The 18,532-nt window shown below is 62.0% G+C and carries 20 protein-coding genes and 1 tRNA gene; 11 read left to right on the top strand and 10 right to left on the bottom strand.

The features are described from left to right. Window positions 1–373: 373 nt before the first annotated feature. The 10 genes from NKJ06_RS13325 to NKJ06_RS13280 all read left to right on the top strand — a co-directional run bounded on the left by NKJ06_RS13325 (window position 374) and on the right by NKJ06_RS13280 (window position 9,941). Window positions 374–463: transfer RNA gene (locus NKJ06_RS13325), tRNA-Ser, on the top strand. 266 nt (window positions 464–729) lie between these two features. Beyond that, window positions 730–954 (top strand): alkylphosphonate utilization protein, encoded by a 225-nt coding sequence (locus tag NKJ06_RS13320; protein ID WP_352809967.1) that lies wholly within the window; start codon window positions 730–732, stop codon window positions 952–954. 130 nt (window positions 955–1,084) lie between these two features. Then, complete coding sequence (locus NKJ06_RS13315; RefSeq protein WP_352809966.1) at window positions 1,085–1,330, top strand: hypothetical protein; 246 nt, start codon at window positions 1,085–1,087, stop codon at window positions 1,328–1,330. Between the two features lie 351 nt (window positions 1,331–1,681). After that, window positions 1,682–1,771 (top strand): K(+)-transporting ATPase subunit F, encoded by a 90-nt coding sequence (gene kdpF, locus NKJ06_RS13310; RefSeq protein WP_019861144.1) that lies wholly within the window; start codon window positions 1,682–1,684, stop codon window positions 1,769–1,771. Window positions 1,772–1,791: 20 nt separating this feature from the next. After that, window positions 1,792–3,495, top strand: coding sequence for a potassium-transporting ATPase subunit KdpA (gene kdpA, locus NKJ06_RS13305; protein ID WP_352809965.1), 1,704 nt, complete (start codon window positions 1,792–1,794; stop codon window positions 3,493–3,495). Between the two features lie 25 nt (window positions 3,496–3,520). Continuing rightward, the gene (locus NKJ06_RS13300) at window positions 3,521–3,736 is read left to right on the top strand and encodes a hypothetical protein (RefSeq protein WP_352809964.1); all 216 of its coding nucleotides are present in this window, start codon (window positions 3,521–3,523) and stop codon (window positions 3,734–3,736) included. Next, entirely contained in the window at window positions 3,733–5,826 is a 2,094-nt protein-coding gene (kdpB, locus tag NKJ06_RS13295; protein WP_352809963.1) for a potassium-transporting ATPase subunit KdpB, read from the top strand. Before NKJ06_RS13300 ends, kdpB begins: the two co-directional genes overlap by 4 nt. A 75-nt stretch (window positions 5,827–5,901) precedes the next feature. Next, window positions 5,902–6,465, top strand: a complete 564-nt coding sequence (gene kdpC / locus NKJ06_RS13290) for a potassium-transporting ATPase subunit KdpC (RefSeq protein ID WP_352809962.1) — start codon at window positions 5,902–5,904, stop codon at window positions 6,463–6,465. Between the two features lie 57 nt (window positions 6,466–6,522). Next, a complete protein-coding gene (locus NKJ06_RS13285; protein ID WP_352632704.1) occupies window positions 6,523–9,252 on the top strand; it encodes a DUF4118 domain-containing protein in 2,730 nt (909 codons plus the stop codon). Next, window positions 9,249–9,941, top strand: coding sequence for a response regulator transcription factor (locus tag NKJ06_RS13280; protein WP_352632705.1), 693 nt, complete (start codon window positions 9,249–9,251; stop codon window positions 9,939–9,941). The genes NKJ06_RS13285 and NKJ06_RS13280 overlap by 4 nt, the downstream gene beginning before the upstream one ends. A gap of 83 nt (window positions 9,942–10,024) precedes the next feature. On the opposite strand, the gene NKJ06_RS13275 is transcribed toward NKJ06_RS13280, so the two are convergent. Continuing rightward, window positions 10,025–10,834, bottom strand: a complete 810-nt coding sequence (locus NKJ06_RS13275; protein ID WP_352632706.1) for an MBL fold metallo-hydrolase — start codon at window positions 10,832–10,834, stop codon at window positions 10,025–10,027. Window positions 10,835–10,886: 52 nt separating this feature from the next. Beyond that, window positions 10,887–11,255 (bottom strand): nuclear transport factor 2 family protein, encoded by a 369-nt coding sequence (locus NKJ06_RS13270; RefSeq protein WP_352632707.1) that lies wholly within the window; start codon window positions 11,253–11,255, stop codon window positions 10,887–10,889. 168 nt (window positions 11,256–11,423) lie between these two features. Here NKJ06_RS13270 and NKJ06_RS13265 point away from each other — a divergent pair, with 168 nt between their 5' ends. Then, window positions 11,424–12,305 (top strand): LysR substrate-binding domain-containing protein, encoded by an 882-nt coding sequence (locus NKJ06_RS13265; RefSeq protein ID WP_352632708.1) that lies wholly within the window; start codon window positions 11,424–11,426, stop codon window positions 12,303–12,305. A gap of 90 nt (window positions 12,306–12,395) precedes the next feature. Here the strand turns inward: NKJ06_RS13265 and NKJ06_RS13260 are convergent, their stop codons facing one another. The 8 genes from NKJ06_RS13260 to NKJ06_RS13225 form a co-directional block, all read right to left on the bottom strand. Continuing rightward, window positions 12,396–13,832 carry an MFS transporter gene (locus tag NKJ06_RS13260; protein ID WP_352809961.1) on the bottom strand — a complete coding sequence of 479 codons (1,437 nt, stop codon included), beginning with the start codon at window positions 13,830–13,832 and terminating at the stop codon, window positions 12,396–12,398. Between the two features lie 198 nt (window positions 13,833–14,030). Continuing rightward, complete coding sequence (locus NKJ06_RS13255) at window positions 14,031–14,513, bottom strand: DUF992 domain-containing protein (RefSeq protein ID WP_352632710.1); 483 nt, start codon at window positions 14,511–14,513, stop codon at window positions 14,031–14,033. Between the two features lie 93 nt (window positions 14,514–14,606). Beyond that, window positions 14,607–15,083: a DUF992 domain-containing protein gene (locus NKJ06_RS13250; RefSeq protein ID WP_352632711.1), complete on the bottom strand. Its 477-nt coding sequence runs from the start codon at window positions 15,081–15,083 to the stop codon at window positions 14,607–14,609. Between the two features lie 206 nt (window positions 15,084–15,289). Beyond that, complete coding sequence (locus NKJ06_RS13245) at window positions 15,290–16,132, bottom strand: tetratricopeptide repeat protein (RefSeq protein WP_352632712.1); 843 nt, start codon at window positions 16,130–16,132, stop codon at window positions 15,290–15,292. A 142-nt stretch (window positions 16,133–16,274) separates the two neighbouring features. Next, window positions 16,275–16,553, bottom strand: a complete 279-nt coding sequence (gene rpsU / locus NKJ06_RS13240) for a 30S ribosomal protein S21 (RefSeq protein WP_023810129.1) — start codon at window positions 16,551–16,553, stop codon at window positions 16,275–16,277. Window positions 16,554–16,736: 183 nt separating this feature from the next. Beyond that, on the bottom strand, window positions 16,737–17,123 hold the full coding sequence (locus tag NKJ06_RS13235) for an SET domain-containing protein (protein WP_352632713.1): 387 nt from the start codon (window positions 17,121–17,123) through the stop codon (window positions 16,737–16,739). A 127-nt stretch (window positions 17,124–17,250) separates the two neighbouring features. Continuing rightward, a complete protein-coding gene (locus NKJ06_RS13230) occupies window positions 17,251–18,009 on the bottom strand; it encodes an SDR family oxidoreductase (RefSeq protein ID WP_352632714.1) in 759 nt (252 codons plus the stop codon). Window positions 18,010–18,115: 106 nt separating this feature from the next. After that, a complete protein-coding gene (locus NKJ06_RS13225; protein WP_352632773.1) occupies window positions 18,116–18,508 on the bottom strand; it encodes a YrdB family protein in 393 nt (130 codons plus the stop codon). Window positions 18,509–18,532 lie beyond the last annotated feature (24 nt).

The raw sequence follows: 18,532 nt of genomic DNA, 5'->3' as shown, positions 1-18,532 counted from the left end.
GAAAACTCGCCAATCTCAACGCCGATTATCTCGAAAATCTCATCCGTCAAAAATCAACGTTAACCTGAAGCGATTCCCCTGGCCTCGTGGCCTTGCCTGTGCACACCATTACGGCGGTGGCGCCTTAAAAACCGGGGCGCCGCCGGCCTGCCGAAACGCTGTATGGCCGGCAAAGCGAATAGACTGCCGTTATGGCTTGGCATTCGCCGCCGGATCGACTAGATGAGCCCCGCGCCTGTTGCTTCGACGGCTCAGGTGTGGGGAAAGGCGTCTGCTGGTTGGCGACGCCGATGGCGGAAGTTCCGCCTTGCCCCAAGGGAGGTGCATCTCCCCAACCCGCGTGGCGAAACCGGCCGGCGCGACATGCATGGACGGAGAGGTGGCCGAGTGGTTGAAGGCGCACGCCTGGAAAGTGTGTTTACGGGAGACCGTAACGCGGGTTCGAATCCCGCTCTCTCCGCCAGAAACTTCAAAAATGGCACATCTGATATCATTGCGTACGGGGTGCCAGGATGATCGGTGCCCGGTATGGGGGCATGATGACCATCGGCCTTGTTTGCGTGATCGCGGTGCTGGAAAGGCAGCTGGCAATTTTCGAACGCCTTGGAGATGCAATCGCCGCGAAGCGCGTCGATTGATCATTGGATAATCCTATGAAAAGACCGTCCACGAGCTGTTTTGGAATTCTTGCGCGATCTGGTAGTGGTGATCCAAATCACAGGAGACGGCATGCCAAACGATGTAATCGTGCGCGACAGCAATGGCGCTCAATTGAATGACGGCGATTCCGTCACGCTTATCAAGGACCTCAAAGTCAAAGGCACTTCGGAGACGATCAAGCGGGGCACGTTGGTGAAGAACATTCGCCTCAACGGCAATCCCGGCGAGATCGAATGCAACACCAAGCAAGTGAAGGGCCTGGTGCTCAAAACCGAGTTCGTGAAGAAGGCGTGACCCTCAAGGCGGCAATCAAGATCCAGCTTCGGTAAATATCAATTCAACCGCTACGTCCCGTCCAGCCCACTGGCTGCGAGCAGTACATCGTTCGATAGGGTGTGCCGTCACAGTCGGCTATTTCGCCTATATGGCTTATATGGCCGCCAACCAAAAACCGCCGGCCGATATGGCAGCGCTGGCAGTGTCGATACTCAAGTCCAGCGATGCTTCCCCGGAAATGCGGGAATGGGCCGCGGATGCGGTAGGAATCCAGAACGATATTGGAATGCCGGCCAAAGCCGTTCAGCAATGGCGGCGCCTCCCCATCGTCGTGGGTAAAAGCCACATCCCGACCACAGAAAGCCCCACGATGATGCCCGCATGGCCGGCGTGACGGTCAGCCCGTAGAACGGGCACGACGCACCGACAGCGGCGCCTTGGATGGTCGCCAGGCCAAAACCTTTATGAAATTCCTATTTCTTTCCACCCCGCCCCGTCTCGAACGTTTATGGCGATAGGGTCCATATTCCCCTTCAGAAAACACAACCGGTTTCGCCAGTGACAAAATGCGTGGCGGGCCGTTTTCACGATTTTGCGAACCTTTTCGTCAAGGGCGCAAAGTACAGATATGCGCAAGGAACAAACACAATGGACGTCATTGTTCTCGGGATCGGGGTTTTGTTTTTCGCCCTGTTCTTCGCCTATGTCAAAGCCTGCGACAGAATTTGAGCTTAAGGATCGAACCATGCTTTTCGATTACATCCTCGGTGGTGGCGTGACCTTGTTCCTGCTCGCTTACCTGACCTACGCGCTCGTTCGTCCAGAACGCTTCTGAAGGCACGGAAAGCCACAGCCATGACACTGAACGGTTGGATACAGATCCTGGTCTTTTGCGGGATCATCATTTTGCTGGTGAAGCCGCTCGGCGGCTACATGCACCGCGTCTTCAACGGCGACCGCACGCTGCTTTCGCCAGTCTTCGGCCCGCTCGAGCGCGGGCTCTACCGCGTTTGCGGAACCAACGAACGCGAGGAACAGCACTGGACCACCTATGCGGTGGCTTTGCTGCTCTTCAATCTTGCCGGCTTCCTGGTGCTCTATGTCCTGCAGCGCCTACAGGGAAGCCTGCCCTACAATCCGGCCGGCATGACCGCGGTTGAACCAGGTCTGGCCTTCAACACCGCCGCCAGCTTCATGACCAATACCAACTGGCAGAACTACGGCGGCGAGAGCACGATGTCCTACCTCGTGCAGATGGCCGGCCTGACGGTGCAGAATTTCGTTTCGGCCGCCACCGGCATTGCCATCGCCATTGCGTTGATCCGCGGCTTTGCCCGCGCTTCCGGCAAGTCGATCGGCAATTTCTGGGTCGATATGACCCGTTCCACGCTTTATGTGCTGCTGCCGTTCTGCATCGTGCTGACACTGGTCTATGTCTGGCTCGGCATGCCGCAGACGCTTGGCGCCTATGTCAATGCCACCACGCTCGAAGGTGCGCAGCAGACCATCGCCGTCGGCCCGGTCGCCTCGCAGGTGGCCATCAAGATGCTCGGCACCAATGGCGGCGGCTTCTTCAACGCCAATGCCGCGCATCCGTTCGAGAACCCCGATGCGATCTCCAACCTGATCCAGATGGTTTCGATCTTCGCCATCGGCGCTGCCTTGACCAACGTCTTCGGCCGCATGATCGGCAACCAGCGCCAAGGCTGGGCGATCCTGTCGGCCATGGGCGTCATGTTCATCGCCGGCGTCATCGTCTGCTATTGGGCGGAAGCCGCCGGCAACCCGCTGGTGCACGCGCTGGGCATCGACGGTGGCAACATGGAAGGCAAGGAGACGCGCTTCGGCATCGCCCTGTCGGCGCTGTTTGCCGTCATCACCACGGCCGCTTCGTGCGGCGCGGTCAACGCCATGCATGGTTCTTTCACCGCGCTCGGCGGCATGATCCCGATCATCAACATGCAGCTTGGCGAAGTCATTGTCGGCGGTGTCGGCGCTGGTCTCTACGGCATCCTGATGTACATCGTCATCGCCGTCTTCGTCGCCGGCCTGATGGTTGGCCGCACGCCCGAATATCTCGGCAAGAAGGTCGAGGCCAAGGAGGTCAAGATGGCGATGCTGGCTATCCTGTGCCTGCCGCTGGCGATGCTGATATTCACCGCCATCGCGGTCGTGCTGCCGACCGGTGTTGCGTCGATGGGCAATGCCGGCCCGCACGGCTTCTCCGAGGTTCTCTATGCCTACACGTCGGGCGCGGCCAATAACGGTTCGGCCTTTGGCGGCCTCAGCGGCAACACGCCCTGGTACAACATCACCATCGGCATCGGCATGCTGATGGGCCGCTTCCTGGTGATCATCCCGGCGCTGGCCATTGCCGGCTCGCTGGTGGCGAAGAAGACGGTTCCGGCTTCCGCCGGCACCTTCCCGACCGATGGCCCGCTGTTCGTTGGGCTGCTGGTCGGCGTCATTCTCATCGTCGGTGGCCTGACCTTCTTCCCGGCGCTCGCCGTCGGGCCGATCATCGAGCACTTGGCTGGCATTCACGGGCAGACCTTCTGAGACCGCCCGAATCTGGATCAATGATATGTCCTGGTTCAGCTCCATGCGTCGCAAGATCAGCCACAGGGACGATCACGGGAAGGAGGAGAGACCTCCTCCTTTCCCGACCCTGTCGACGTTTCTCGGTCTTGCGGCAGTCATGCTCGTCCTCTGGTTGCTGGCCTACGGGCCGCCGCACTTCTTTTCGGCATCCGATCATCGGGTGCCGTCCAACAACACCGAAGCCGGAGCTTCAAAATGAGCCACTCGAAATCAGCAAGCATCATGGATGCCCGCATCTTGCTTCCCGCCATCGGCGGCGCCTTCCGCAAGCTCGACCCGCGCACGCTGGCCAGGAACCCGGTGATGTTCGTCGTCGCCGTCGTCTCGGCGCTCACCACGGTGCTGTTCGTCAAGGATCTGGTCACCGGCGGCGGCAATCTCGGCTTCACGCTGCAGATCATCATCTGGCTGTGGTTCACCGTGCTGTTCGCCAATTTCGCCGAAGCCGTCGCCGAGGGCCGGGGCAAGGCGCAGGCGGATTCGCTGCGCAAGGCGCGCACCGAAACCCAGGCCAAGCTTCTGACCGGCGAAGACCGCACGAAATACAAACTCGTGCCCGGCACCAGCCTGAAGGTCGGCGATGCGGTGCTGGTCGAAGCCGGCGATATCATCCCGTCCGACGGCGAGGTGATCGAAGGCGTCGCTTCGGTCAACGAGGCGGCGATCACGGGCGAGTCCGCGCCGGTCATCCGAGAATCCGGTGGCGACCGTTCGGCGGTCACCGGCGGCACGCAGGTTTTGTCCGACTGGATCCGCGTGCGCATCACGGCGGCTTCCGGCCACACCTTCCTCGACCGGATGATTTCGCTGGTCGAAGGTGCGGAGCGCCAGAAGACGCCGAACGAGATCGCACTCAACATCCTGCTCGTCGGCATGACGCTGATCTTCGTGCTTGCCACCGCAACGATCCCGAGTTTTGCGACTTATTCGGGCGGCTATATCTCGGTCACGGTGCTCGTCGCCCTGTTCGTCACCTTGATCCCGACCACCATCGGGGCGCTGCTGTCGGCCATCGGCATCGCCGGCATGGACCGCCTGGTGCGCTTCAACGTGCTGGCCATGTCGGGCCGCGCCGTCGAGGCGGCCGGCGACGTCGACACGCTGCTGCTCGACAAGACTGGCACGATCACGCTCGGCAATCGCCAGGCGACCGAGTTCCGTCCGGTCAAGGGCGTCACCGAGCAGGAGCTGGCCGACGCGGCGCAGCTTGCTTCGCTTGCCGACGAAACGCCGGAAGGCCGCTCGATCGTTGTGCTGGCCAAGGAGAAATACGCCATCCGCGCCCGCGACATGGCGACGTTGCACGCCACCTTCGTGCCTTTCACCGCGCAGACCCGCATGAGCGGCGTCGACATCGACGGCTCCTCGGTGCGCAAGGGCGCGGTCGATTCCGTGCTCGCCCATGTCAGCCAGTCGACGGTCGCGGCCCACACCACGCGGCCCGGCAGCGATACCGTCAGGGATCTCCAGGCGATCGCCGACGAGATCGCCAAATCGGGCGGCACGCCGCTGGCGGTCGAGCGCGACGGGCGCCTGCTCGGCGTCGTCCATCTCAAGGATATCGTCAAGGGCGGCATCAGGGAGCGCTTCGCCGAATTGCGCAAGATGGGCATCCGCACGGTGATGATCACCGGCGACAATCCGATGACGGCGGCAGCCATTGCCGCGGAAGCCGGCGTCGACGACTTCCTCGCCCAGGCAACGCCCGAAGACAAGCTGAAGCTGATCCGCGATGAGCAGGCCAAGGGCAAGCTGGTCGCCATGTGTGGCGACGGCACCAACGATGCGCCGGCCCTTGCCCAGGCCGATGTCGGCGTCGCCATGAACACCGGCACGGTCGCCGCGCGCGAGGCCGGCAACATGGTCGACCTCGACAGCGATCCGACCAAACTCATCGAGATCGTCGAGATCGGCAAGGCGCTGCTGATGACGCGAGGCTCGCTGACGACCTTCTCCATCGCCAACGACGTGGCCAAGTATTTCGCCATCATCCCGGCGATGTTCGCTGCCTTCTACATCGCGCCGGGACAGACGACCGGCCCGTTGCAGGCGCTCAACGTCATGCATCTGGCGACACCGCAGAGCGCCATCCTGTCGGCCATCATCTTCAACGCGCTGATCATCATCGCACTGATCCCGCTGTCGCTGAAAGGCGTCAAATACCGTGCCATCGGCGCCGGCGCGCTGCTCAGCCGCAACCTGCTCGTCTACGGCCTCGGCGGCATCATCGTCCCCTTCGTCGGCATCAAGGCGATCGACATGATCGTCACCTCACTCGGCCTCGCTTAATTCTTTGTTTTAACGCAATTCCGGGCGGAAAACCGTTTCACACTTTTCCTGGAATTGCTCTGAGGAAATATCCCCATGCTCACCCAGATAAGACCCGCGATCGTCATGATCGTCTTCTTCACGGTGCTGACTGGCCTGATCTATCCCTTGGGCATGACCGGCATCGCCCAGGCGCTGTTCCCGCGCCAGGCCAATGGCAGCCTGATCGAGAAGGACGGCAAGGTCATCGGCTCCGAACTGATCGGCCAGGGCTTTGCCAGCGACCGTTATTTCCACGGCCGCCCCTCGGCCGCCGGCGACGGCTACAACGCTGCCGCCTCGAGCGGCAGCAATTTCGGCCCGACCAATCCCAAGCTGATCGACCGTATCAAGGGCGATGCGGAAAAGCTGAAAGCGGAGAATCCGAACCAGCCCGTGCCGATCGACCTGGTGACGACGTCCGGCAGCGGCCTCGATCCTGACATCAGCCCAGAAGCCGCGTACTTCCAGGTCGCAAGGGTGGCCAAGGCCAGGGGGATCGACGAGGCCAGGATCAAGGCGCTGGTCGACGCCCGTGTCGAGGGCAGGGAGCTCGGCTTCATGGGCGAACCGGTGGTCAATGTGCTGGGTCTCAATCTTGCGCTTGACGCCGCGAAATAGTGAATGGCTCGGGCCGGGGATCGACAGTATCCCCGGCTCCATCCATGATCGATAATGATGCCGGACGACAGAAGCAACGACACCAGACCTTCTCCCGACGCACTGCTCGATCATGCCGAGCGGGAAGGGCGCGGCCGTCTGCGGATATTCCTCGGCGCGGCACCGGGCGTCGGCAAGACCTACGAAATGCTGATGTCTGGCCGCGCCAGGCTGGCCGACGGCGTGGACGTGATCATCGGCATCGTCGAGACGCATGGCCGCAAGGAAACGCTGGCCCTGGTCGAGGGTTACGAGGTCATTGCGCGCCGCAAGGTCGACTACAAGGGGCGCATCCTCGACGAGATGGATATCGATGCCATCATAGCTCGGCGCCCGGCGCTGGTTCTCGTCGACGAACTCGCCCACACCAACGCACCCGGCAGCCGTCATCCCAAGCGCTATCTCGACGTCCAGGAAATCCTGACGCAAGGCATCGACGTCTACACGACGCTCAACATCCAGCATGTCGAAAGCCTGAACGACGTCGTCGCCCAGATCACCAAGGTCAGGGTCCGCGAGACGGTTCCCGATTCCATCATCGACCAGGCCGACGATGTCGAGATCATCGATCTCACTCCCGACGACCTGATCAAGCGGCTCGAGGAAGGCAAGGTCTATTTCCCCAACACCGCCCAGCGCGCCATCGAAAACTATTTCTCATCAGGCAATCTGACGGCGCTCAGGGAACTGGCGCTGCGCCGCACCGCGCAGCGCGTCGACGACCAGTTGCTGATCCACATGCAGGCCCATGCTATTCCCGGACCATGGGCTGCCGGGGAAAGGGTCCTCGTCTGCCTCGACACGCGCCCGGGAGGCGCGGCCCGCGTGCGCTATGCACGCAGGCTGGCCGACCGGCTCCGCGCCCCGTGGACGGCGCTGCATGTCGATAGCCCGCGCTTGGCCAGTATGCCCGAGGAGGACAAGGACCGGCTCGCAAACAACCTGCGCCTCGCCCAGCAGCTTGGCGCCGAGGTGACGACCATACCGGGCCAGAATGTGGCGCAGGACATCGTGCGTTATGCGACGGCAAACAACTTCACCCATATCGTGGTCGGCAGGCCGACCCGGTCGCGCTGGCGGGAATTGATCGAAGGTTCGCTCACCTATGATCTCATCCGCAATGCCGGTGACATCAGCGTCCATGTCATTTCGGGAAACGAACGCAGCAGCGAGGCGGCGTCGAGGAGCGTCAAGGCGGCGGACGAACAGTGGCAGTTCGAGATCTGGCCCTATCTCAAGGCCACGGCCTATCTCATGGGCTCGCTCGCCTTCGCCGTCCTTCTCGACCAGTTTCTCGACGTTCGCAATCTGGCGATCATCTTTCTCATCGCGGTGCTGGCATCGGCGGTGACCGGTGGCCTGTGGCCGGCTCTGTATGCCTGTTTCGTCAGCGCCCTTGCCTTCAACTATTTCTTCCTGGAACCGCGCTACACGCTCACCATCCGGGATCCGGAAAGCATTGTTGCGCTTGGCGTGTTCCTGGTTGTCGCCGTCATTGCCAGCAATCTGACGGCTCGCGTGCAGCGCCAGGCGGTCGCCGCCCGCTCACGGGCGCGGGCCACCGAGGACATCTACCTCTTTTCGAAGAAGCTTGCCGGTGCCGGCACGCTCGACGACGTTCTCTGGGCAACCGCTTTCCAGATCGCCTCGATGCTGAAGCTGCGGGTGGTGCTGCTTTTGCCCGAGGACGGAACGATCACCGTCAAGGCCGGCTATCCGCCAGACGACACATTGGCCGAAGCCGACATCGCCGCCGCCCGCTGGGCCTGGGAGCACAACCGTGCCGCGGGTCGCGGCGCCGACACGCTTCCCGGCGCCAAGCGCCTCTATCTTCCCTTGCGAACCGGGCGCACGGCAATTGGCGTCGTTGGCCTCGACAATGACAAGCAAGGACCGCTGCTGACGCCTGAGCAGCAGCGCCTGCTCGATGCGCTGGCCGACCAGGCCGCAGTCGCCATCGAGCGTATTCAACTGGTCGCCGATGTCGACCGCGCCAAGCTCGCGGCCGAGGCGGACAGGCTGCGTTCGGCGCTGCTCACCTCCATCTCGCATGATTTGAAGACGCCGCTCGCCGCCATCATGGGTGCGGCCGGCACGCTGCGGGAATTCGCACCAGCACTTCCCGAACAGGACCGGGCGGAGCTTTTGTCGACCGTGCTCGACGAATCCGAGCGGCTGAACCGCTTCATCGCCAATCTGCTCGACATGACCAAGATCGAGTCCGGCGCGATGGAGCCGAACTTTGCCTTCCACTATGTCGGCGACATCGTCGGCTCCGCCTTGCAGCGGGCCAGGAAAATCATCGGCGAGCACAAGATCGAGACGGACATCCCTAGGGATTTGCCGATGTTGAAGGTCGACCCGGTGCTGTTCGAGCAGGCACTGTTCAATCTCCTCGACAATGCGGCGAAATACGCGCCGGCCGGCTCGACGATCCGCGTGCAAGGCTGGACCGACAATGGCTCGGTCATCCTGCAGATCATGGATGAGGGGCCGGGCATTCCCCCCGGCGATCTGGAACGGATTTTCGACACCTTCTACCGGGTGCGCAAGCGCGATCAGGTCCGTGCCGGCACCGGGCTCGGGCTCTCGATCTGCCGCGGTTTCATCGAGGCGATGGGTGGCATGATCGCGGCTGCAAACCGGACAGATCGTTCGGGCGCGGTCTTCACCATCAAGATGCCGAAGCCGGCAAACCCGCCCAATTTCGACGCCTCGAATACGGACGATGTGGGTGACTTGGCATGACAAACTCGAACGTCAGGATACTGGTCGTCGATGACGAGCCGCCGATCCGCAAGCTGCTTCGCGTCGGGCTCGGCAGCCAGGGCTACGCGATCAGCGAAGCGCCGAACGCCAAAGCGGCGATCGAGCTGATGGAGGCGGACAAGCCAGACCTCGTCCTGCTCGACCTTGGGCTTCCCGGCATGAGCGGCCATGAGCTGTTGCGCAAATGGCGCGACGACGGCCTCGACATTCCGGTGGTCATCCTGTCCAGCCGCACCGACGAGGCCGGCATCGTCCAGGCTCTGGAACTCGGCGCCGACGACTATGTCACCAAGCCGTTCGGCATGAACGAACTGATTGCACGCATCCGTGTGGCGCTGCGGCACAAATTCCAGCAACAGGGCGAGAAACCTGTTTTCCAGACCGGCGACCTGTCCGTCGATCTGGTCAAACGCATTGTCAAGGTCGAGGGTCAGGACGTAAAGCTCTCGCCAAAGGAATACGACATCCTGCGCATCCTCGTGCAGTACGCCGGCAAGGTGCTGACCCACCATTTCCTGTTGAAGCAGGTCTGGGGCGATTCGACCGACGTGCAGTATCTCAGGGTCTATGTCCGGCAGCTCAGGCAGAAGATCGAGAAGACCCCCGACCAGCCGCGCTACATCACCACCGAGACCGGTGTGGGCTATCGTCTGCGCGAGGTCGAGTAAGCGGCCAAGATATGTGCAGGAGGAATTCCGTAATTCCCACTATCTAACTGTTGCAAAAGCGCATTTCTCTTGGCGGGTTGCAATCATACCGCCGAGATAAACGCATATCCATGCCCCTCCTTGACTATTCTGCCGATGCCTGGTCGTCCTAGGTGAGCGCCGGCCAGCCAAGTATGTGTACCAGCTGCGTCCTGGAGCAGCTTGATCCGGCTAGCCCTCGCTATGGACTGGTCAGCGTCGTAGGCCCAAGTAAGCTCGGGACGGGCAAACTGTGCAGCAGGAACGTGGATCAGGTCGCCGCAGAATAAGATATCGTCCTCGCCTGTGCTGAGGAGATAACCCATATGGCCCGGAGCATGCCCGGGTATCGCCACCGCCAGCAAATGATCGTCCAGCCGGCCTCCTGCGCTGATTGGGGCCAGGAGTGGCCGAAAATCCGCCAGTCGTGGCTCTGCGAGGAAATCCTCAACCGCGTCCTCCCCAATCACGATCTTGCTCAAGTTTCTAAATGCCCGCCGCCCGTCAGGGGTAACAAGACCGTTGATGTGGTCGCCATGAGCATGGGTGAGCGCGACCACAGTAATGGATGATGTGTCGACGCCTGCCTCGCACATGGCCTCCTCGAGGTGGCCCATGGTCGGATCCCAGCTTCCCCCCGCTCCACAATCTATCAAGACGCGGTCGCTGCCAACGCGATCGAGTAGGAAGCAGTTGACCGACAGGCGAACGAGCGTGTCTTCCCGCTGAGGCGATACTACCTGCGTACATACTTTGTCTTTCGGATAGATGAGCAATTGGGCCGGCAGGTCGACATATCCGTCGGAGAGCGACCAAACCTTCGATGAACCCGAAGCGCAGGCCATGGTGTTGGCGCTTTGAGACAGAAATTTCACGGGTAACCTGCCAAGCGGAGCGATTCAATTTTCTACTACAGCACTGAAGCCGTTACGTTTTCGAAGTCATCACCTTCTGAACGATCTTCCAGGTCCCGTTGACCTTTAAGCATGACAGGAGGTCCGTGAAGCGACGTGGCGGTACCTGCAATTTCACCTTCAGAAGCGCGAGGTCTCTTTCGACGTCTATTGATAGGATCTCGTCGTCACGCTCCGCGCCCTGTTGTTTTGGCGCTTTCGTGTTGCGCACCACTGCTAACCACGTTGCAATCGGCGTCACGCCGACATCACCGTCGTCGGCGACCTTCGTCACGGAGCTCGAGGGATGAAATATGGATGCAAATTTCTCGGCATCCATTTCATAGGCGGCGTCAAAATAGGTCTGCGCCAGGGTGCGCAAAGCACGAACATCGGTATCCACGGGCCACCTCGTTGTTACGTCCAACTATTCCACCCGTGCCGCAATCCCGCATCGAGCGCCAGGCAAGCCGGCTACGAGCCGACTTTCTGTCGGTCAAACCTAGGACGAAAGCGCTTATGAGACTAGTTATGTTGCACAGCATGCAGTCATGAACGGAATTCATAAATCATGGGAAATGAACTGAATGAACTCGCTACGTTCGCAATCGTCGCTAGTGAGCGAAGTTTTACACGTGCCGCAGCGAAGCTGGGCGTCTCCCAATCCGCCCTGAGCCACACGATCCGCAGACTTGAGCAGCGACTCGAGCTCCAGCTTCTTGCTCGGACTACCAAGAGTGTAGCGCCAACCGCTGCGGGCGCCGCTCTTTTGAAGGACCTGGCTCCGGCGCTTGAGCAAATTACTCGTGCGCTAGACAAGGCCCGAAGCGTTCGCCACCGACCTGTGGGACGCCTTAAAATTGTAATGTCACGGTCGGCTGCGGAGATGGTGTTGTTGCCGAGGCTCGCAGCATTCGCCGAGGCTTACCCTGACGTCGTCCTTGACGTCGTCACTGTCACTGGTCCCGTAGACATCGTCGCGGGCGAGTTCGATGCTGGCATTCAACTCGGCGAGTATATTCAAAAAGATATGATCGCGATGCGCGTCACGCAGGAGTTGCGTTTGGCGGTAGTGGGATCGCCTGGCTATTTTGCGTCACGAAGCATTCCTCGGCAGCCCAAGGATCTAAATGATCATCGATGTCTAAACCTGCGTCTTCCGAGCGGTCCGTATCGGTGGGAGTTCGAGCACGGACGCAAGGCGATCACAATCGGTGTGAATGGCCCGCTGATAATCGACGATACCAACCTAGTGATTCAGGCGGCGCTCACCGGAGCCGGCCTTGGGCTCGCATATGAAGAGCAGGTTGCGGAACATGTTGCTGAGCACCGCCTCATTCGAGTGCTGGAGAACTGGACGCCCTCTATTCCCGGCTTCTTCATGTATTACCCCAGTCGCAAGCATCAGCCTGCTGCACTAACTGCGCTAGTAAACGCCCTGCGATGTTCTTAAGAAGGCGGTACGCGCGGCGCCTCCAATCCAGCCAGCATCTTGAATCGCTGATTTGGGGGTCCCACGGTTCTCTCAAAGCATGAAAACGCTCTAGCCGATCGCTTCCCGCGGCTGACCGAAGGGCGTGGATGCCCGGAAGGCCGCAAGGCAGCCAACAATGCCGATCGGCACGAAGGCAAGAAACAGCCAGGACGCGACATTCGCCGCCGCGTCGTGGTTCAAACCTTGCGAAAAGCCGCTGGCGTTGGCGACGATGCCGGCAAGTGCGGCACCAACCGCATAGCCGATACGCTGCATGGTCGGCACCGCCGCCGAGGCGATGGTCTGCTCGCCCTCCGGCGCGGAGGCGACGATGACGCGCGTCAGGAAGGGCCAGGCCACGCCGAAGCCGCCGCCTTGCAGCAGGGCGCAGATCAGGATCAGCGGAATGGAGCCCAGCGGTATCGTGTAGGCGACGCCGGCTATGCCGGCCGCGATCATCACCGCACCACCAACGCGGCTCAGCCGCTCGCGCCGCGGCGGCGCATGGGCGACGAGGATCGACAGGATCGACCAGGCGATCGATTCGGCGGCGATGATGTAGCCGGTGGTCAGCAGCGGAATGTCGTGCAGGCTGGTCAGCAGCAGCGGCCCGTAGACGCCGAAGGAACAGGTCGCGACCGAAAAGGCGGCGACCATGGTCATGCCGGCGCCGACCGGCGTGCGCCACGAGAACAGCCGTGCCGGGAACAGCCGCGAGCGCGGCTTCAGCGCGTCGATGGTGAAAAACAGCACCAGGCCGACCAGCCCGAGGGCCATCAGCAGCGAGGAACGCAGCAAGGCGATATCGACGCCGGCCGAGGCGATCAGCACCACGGCGACGGCAAGGCAGGCAAGGGCCGCGAACGGGAAGGGCGGCGCCCTGCCTGTGCTTGCCTTGGGCTTCGTCGCTTCCGGCGTGTTCAGCACGATGAAGCTTGCCAGCGCCATGGCGGTACCGCCGAGGGTGAAGATGCCGAAGGCCCAGCGCCATGACAGAAGCTCGGTCATGATCGCGCCGAGCAACGGTCCGCTGAAGGCGGCTACGCCCCAGATCGCCGACATGATGCCGAAAAGCTGCGGCCAGATGGCGCGCGAGAACAGCCGCTCGACCGACACGAAGGCCAGCGACACCAGCGCCCCGCCACCAAGCCCCTCAATCAGCCGGCCAGCAAGGAAGAGTTGCATGGAAGGCGAGGTGGCGCAGATCAGCGCTCCGGCTGCATAAAGCAGCGCTGCGACAACCATGTTGGTGCGCAACGGAACATAGCTCACCAGCCGACCGGCGGCCGCGCCGGCGACGATGGCGCCGAGTTCGTAGATCGCCAGCGACCAGCCGACGAGCTGCACGCCGGCCAGTTCGCCGACCATGGCCGGCATCACCGTTGCCACCATCGTTTCGTTGGTGGCGTGCAGCAGGATGCCGAGGCTGATGAAGCAGAAGCGCGCCAGGTCGCCGCTCGCCCACAATATGCGCCAGTCGACCTTGTTTGTGCTGATTTCGGTCATTTCCACCCCTGCCTTCCATATCTTGAGGCCAGCGCAGGACGCCAGAAGCCAGTCCGGGTTTCCGGCAGGACCATGCGCAGGCAGGAGCGTGTATCGCGCGCCGCATCGAGCGCGCTGCTCCGGTCGGGGCAGGCTTGTAAAACCTCAACCAGGGTTGAGCTCAAGCGAATTTTTTCGGGATGCGGTCCGGTGGCGCGATCAATTCTCGGTGCTGCGCAACTGAAACTGGCTGACGCCGATCGCAAGGTTCATGCCGGTCTGCGTCTGCAGGCTGAGTGGCTGCAAGGTGAAGGCCTGCGAAGAGCCGCCGACCAGCAGATTGGCGCCGGCGCCGACGGCCGCCGTCACCTCGGCGCTGGCGCCGATATAGTCACCGGCCAACGCGCCCGGCGCATAAATGTTCTTCAGCGGCGTCAGCACGATCCACTGCATGACCGTCTGCTTCGTCGTGCCGATATCGAGGCCGTATTTGTTGACCGCGCCGAAATAGGCTTCCGGCGCGAAGCTCTTGTCGGCGGGGTTGAAGGTGCAGCTCAGATCCTTGCTCGAGTCGAAGATGAAGCCGGTGCCGCCGCCGATGGCGCAATCAAGCGTACCGAGTTCTATGCCCTGGTCCTGGGCTCGCGCCGCGCCGGCAAGCACAGTGGCGATCACGGCAGCGGCGATGGCTGTCTTCGGCATGGCGGTCCCCTCAAAAACCAAACGGCGCGGAACCATCCTATCTGGTTCCGCGCCGCGGGGTGAGGGGGGCATGGAGCGCATGGCTCCATGCGTTTACTTGAACGAGTGGATGAGCTGGAGCGAGGTCACGGCCACGGCAAGGTTGACGCCGGTCTGCGCCTGGACGCTGAGCGGCTCCAGCATGAAGGCGCTGTCCAGTCCGCCGACCAGCAGATTGGCGCCGCCGCCGGTCACCACGCTCGCCTCGGCGTTGACGCCGTAATAGCTGCCGGCGAGGTCGCCCGCGTCACGATCACGCGTTGCCGCCAGCACGGCCCAGACGAGCTGGCCCTGATGCGTCTTGCCGACATCGAGGCCGATCTTGGAGATCACGCCGGTGTAAACCTCGGACGGTCCCTGATGATGGGGGCGGAAGACGCAGGACACGCCCTTGTTGGAGGCGACGATGTAGGCGGTGCCGCCGTCGATGGTGCAGTCTAGCGTGCCGAGTTGCAGCTTGCCGGCGCTGGCCGGGGCGACGGCAAACGCCGTCATGGCGAGGACTGCGGCGCAGGCGAGTTTCTTGATCATGGGAGGTCCTTTCGCAAATAACTTTTTGATAACGGATTGGGTGGGCAGACCGTTCCGCTGAAAACTTGGCGCGAACAAGGCACGGGTCAATCCCTGGCTGCCGGGGTTAACGCACGGTTGCCGGAGTGCGTCTTTTCGGACACGCAAAGGGACGCCGCAGCACCTGGATGCCACGCAGATTGTGTGGGAATGCTTGCCGAAATCGATTAGCTGACGCGGGCGAGGCCATCCTTGGCCGGCTGGTAGGTCGGGTCGAGGCGAACGGCTTCCTTATAGGATTTCGCGGCCTTCGCCTTGTCGCCGCGCCGCTCATAGATCAGCGCCTGGTTGGACCAGGCCTCGGCATTCTTGCCGTCGAGCTTGATCGCCATGTTGAAGTCGGAGAAGGCGTTGTCTTCGTCGTTGGTCGCCAGATAGGAGAGACCACGGCCATTGTAGGGCTCGGCGGCGTCCGGCGCCAGCGAGATGGCGGTCGAGAAGTCTTCGATGGCGAACTTGTGCTGGCCCTGGCTCTGATAGATCAGGCCACGATTGTGGTAGGCACGCGCGTCGGTCGTGTCGAGCTGGATCGCCTTCTGGAAGTCGTTGAAAGCGTCCTGGGTGCGACCTGCCTTGCGGTAGAGATTGCCACGGCCGATATAGGCGGCGTCATAATTTGAATTGATCTGGATCGAGCGGTTGTAGTCCGCGAGCGCGGCTTCCTGGTTGCCGAGGAAGCGCTGGATGAGCGCGCGGTTCGAATAGGCCTGGTAGAAATTCGGATTGAGCTGGATGGCCTGGTTGAAATCCTTGAGCGCCGCCTGGTACTGGCCGCCGCGGCCATAGGCCGAGCCACGCACGTTGTAGGCTTCAGGATCCTGGGGATTTCGCTGGATAACTGCCGACAGCGACGAGATGTTCTCGCTCGACCCCTGCGCCTTGTCGATGTTGTTGAATTCGCCGGTCGGGCCTGACGTCTGGCAGCCGGCAAGCGCCAGTCCGGAGAGTAGGGCCACTGTCAGGGCGAAACCACGCAATGCGGTCCCGCGCTCCACGCTTGTTGCGTTCATGTCTGCCCTGTCCTCACTTCAAGCCGCGTCGCTCTGGTCCGGTTCCCCCCCTCCGGGCCGGGTCACAACCAAAACAAAAAGGTGGCGGCGATTCCGCATCGCGCCACCTCTGATATCCTTCGAAAAGGACGAAAAATTGGCGTTAGAACCGCGGCGGACGCGGAGCGCCACCTGCACCACCGGCGGCGCCAGCAGCAACCGGGCGCGGCGTCATCGGCAGCAGGCCTTCGCGCTGGGCGCGCTTGCGGGCCAGCTTGCGGGCGCGGCGGACGGCTTCAGCCTTTTCACGGGCGCGCTTCTCGGACGGCTTCTCGTAGTGACCGCGCATCTTCATTTCGCGGAAAATGCCTTCGCGCTGCATCTTCTTCTTGAGAGCGCGAAGCGCCTGATCAACGTTATTGTCGCGGACGAGTACCTGCACGGGCAATCCTGTCTTTCGGGTTTGATATCAACAGGCAAGTGGCCATAGCCACTAGCCTCCGCGGCGGTTTACACCACGAATTCGGGCGGCTGATAGCAGAATCATGCCGCGCTGTCCACAGTCGAAATGAACTTCGAGCGCTAAACCGCAGCCGGTTTGCCAGAGATCAAGATAAGGGGTCGACTACGCCGTCGCCAGGTGAAGCCGCTCGAAATCCTCGAAGAATTCACCGTAGTCGCAGGTGATCTCCTCGCCCTCGGCGATGTCGCGGGTCGCAGTGGCCCCGCCATACTGCGAAAAGTCCGTGTTCGGGTTGCCGGAATGGTTCATGAAGCGCCCATTGTCGACTTCATAGACCATGAAACCCGGCCGGTCTGGGCTCGGATAGGCATAGCGGTCCAGCAATTCCCTGAGATGCGAGGGTGCCGCCTCGTATTTATCCATCGGGATCAGCCGGTCGAAATCGGGATCGAGCCGCCAGATCGACGCGCCTCTCCTGATCGGCTCGGCGGCGAACACGCCGACACCTTCGATTGCGCTCGCAGCCACATAGGTTCTGATCAGCATCATGGTTGCAGGACCGGTTTTGACAAGAAGACCGTTTCGACAGGAAACGGCATCGCCAAATCGCGCAGAAAAAGCAAGACCGGCCGCCCGCGTTGCGGCTATGAACATGCGTCTTGGCCGCGAAAACCCGTCACGTCCGGTTGATCGACACGCCGCCGTCGGCCAGCAGTGCCGTTCCGGTGGTGAAGCTCGAGGCGTCGGAGGCGAGGTAGAGCGCCGAACGGGCGATCTCCTCGGGCACCGCGACACGCTTCAGCGCATGCAGCCCCTCCACGAATGCCCGCGATTCCGGAGTCTTGAAGGTCGCTGCCGGCGTGTCGGTACCGCCGGGCAGCAGCGCGTTGACCCGCACGCCTTTTGGGCCGTATTCGGCGGCCAGCACCTGCGTCAGCCCGATGAGCCCGGCCTTGCTCGCGGCATAGCTGGTCATGCCAGGCATGCCCACGGTGTGGCCGACGAAGGTGGAGGTGAAGATCAGTGAACCGCCGCCGCGATCGATCATCGCCGGCACCTGGTATTTCGCACCGAGAAAGGCGCTCGTGAGGTTGGTGTCGAGCGTCTCGCGCCAGCCCTCCAGCGGCAGGTCCGAAATCGGTCCCATCTGGCCAACAGCACCGGCATTGTTGAAGGCGATGTCGAGCCCACCGAACTTTTCGACCGCCAGGTCGACAAGGGCCTTTGCATAGGCTTCGTCGCGGACATCGCCGGCAAGGGCGATTGCCGCGCCATCGGCGTCCGCGATCTCGGCGACAAGTGCATCAAGCTCGGCCTGCCGGCGGGCGGCGACGATGACCTTGGCGCCTTCCTCGGCGAAGAGTTTTGCCGTGGCGCGGCCGATGCCGGAACTGGCGCCGGTGACGATGGCGATCTTGTTGGTGAGTGCGAACATTTTCTGCATCCTTTGCTTCGCGCCAGCTCTGCCGGCAATTGGATGCTTGGTCGCAAATGGGGCGGGTCGGAGCCACCCGATACCTGCGAAGGCCGCGTCGTTCGAACTATTGCCTCAGCAGCCAACCGAGCCGATCGAGCGAAAATGCGTAGCTGATGGCGATGAGCAGGGCGACGATGGTGCCCGTTGTCGTGTAGCCGGCGACATAGAATCCCGCAGCACCGCCGAACAGGATGACCAGTTCGAGCACCAGCCGCACCGCGCCGGGCACAGGCACCGGTGCGCGGCCCGACAGGCTTGGGTCGTTGAGCACCGCGAAGGTCCCCCACAGCACAGCCGCGATGAACGGCAAGGCCAGTGCAGGGACCCAGCGCCACCATCCGTCGGACAAGCTCCAACCTGCAATGCCGACGCCAAGCAAGGCGGCAAGCTCCAGCAGGAAGCGCAACGTCAAGTTCCACCAGGCATTGCCCATGATCGTCCTCTGGATTTCCGTCACAGACAATCTGACTGAAGGCTCTCA

Origin of the sequence: Mesorhizobium sp. M0293, assembly GCF_040321735.1 — a bacterium.
Taxonomy (GTDB): Bacteria; Pseudomonadota; Alphaproteobacteria; order Rhizobiales; family Rhizobiaceae; genus Mesorhizobium.
The sequence above is the reverse complement of the archived record's forward strand: the minus strand, read 5'-3'. Positions and strand labels throughout refer to the sequence as shown.

Coding starts and splice junctions, on each gene's coding strand:
- NKJ06_RS13280 (WP_352632705.1), top strand. CDS start 9,249: ATGACAAACTCGAACGTCAGGATACTGGTCGTCGATGACGAGCCGCCG.
- NKJ06_RS13265 (WP_352632708.1), top strand. CDS start 11,424: ATGGGAAATGAACTGAATGAACTCGCTACGTTCGCAATCGTCGCTAGT.
- kdpA (WP_352809965.1), top strand. CDS start 1,792: ATGACACTGAACGGTTGGATACAGATCCTGGTCTTTTGCGGGATCATC.
- NKJ06_RS13300 (WP_352809964.1), top strand. CDS start 3,521: ATGTCCTGGTTCAGCTCCATGCGTCGCAAGATCAGCCACAGGGACGAT.
- NKJ06_RS13285 (WP_352632704.1), top strand. CDS start 6,523: ATGCCGGACGACAGAAGCAACGACACCAGACCTTCTCCCGACGCACTG.
- kdpF (WP_019861144.1), top strand. CDS start 1,682: ATGCTTTTCGATTACATCCTCGGTGGTGGCGTGACCTTGTTCCTGCTC.
- NKJ06_RS13255 (WP_352632710.1), bottom strand. CDS start 14,513: ATGCCGAAGACAGCCATCGCCGCTGCCGTGATCGCCACTGTGCTTGCC.
- NKJ06_RS13260 (WP_352809961.1), bottom strand. CDS start 13,832: ATGACCGAAATCAGCACAAACAAGGTCGACTGGCGCATATTGTGGGCG.
- NKJ06_RS13235 (WP_352632713.1), bottom strand. CDS start 17,123: ATGATGCTGATCAGAACCTATGTGGCTGCGAGCGCAATCGAAGGTGTC.
- kdpB (WP_352809963.1), top strand. CDS start 3,733: ATGAGCCACTCGAAATCAGCAAGCATCATGGATGCCCGCATCTTGCTT.
- NKJ06_RS13250 (WP_352632711.1), bottom strand. CDS start 15,083: ATGATCAAGAAACTCGCCTGCGCCGCAGTCCTCGCCATGACGGCGTTT.
- NKJ06_RS13245 (WP_352632712.1), bottom strand. CDS start 16,132: ATGAACGCAACAAGCGTGGAGCGCGGGACCGCATTGCGTGGTTTCGCC.
- kdpC (WP_352809962.1), top strand. CDS start 5,902: ATGCTCACCCAGATAAGACCCGCGATCGTCATGATCGTCTTCTTCACG.
- NKJ06_RS13320 (WP_352809967.1), top strand. CDS start 730: ATGCCAAACGATGTAATCGTGCGCGACAGCAATGGCGCTCAATTGAAT.
- NKJ06_RS13315 (WP_352809966.1), top strand. CDS start 1,085: ATGGCTTATATGGCCGCCAACCAAAAACCGCCGGCCGATATGGCAGCG.
- NKJ06_RS13230 (WP_352632714.1), bottom strand. CDS start 18,009: ATGTTCGCACTCACCAACAAGATCGCCATCGTCACCGGCGCCAGTTCC.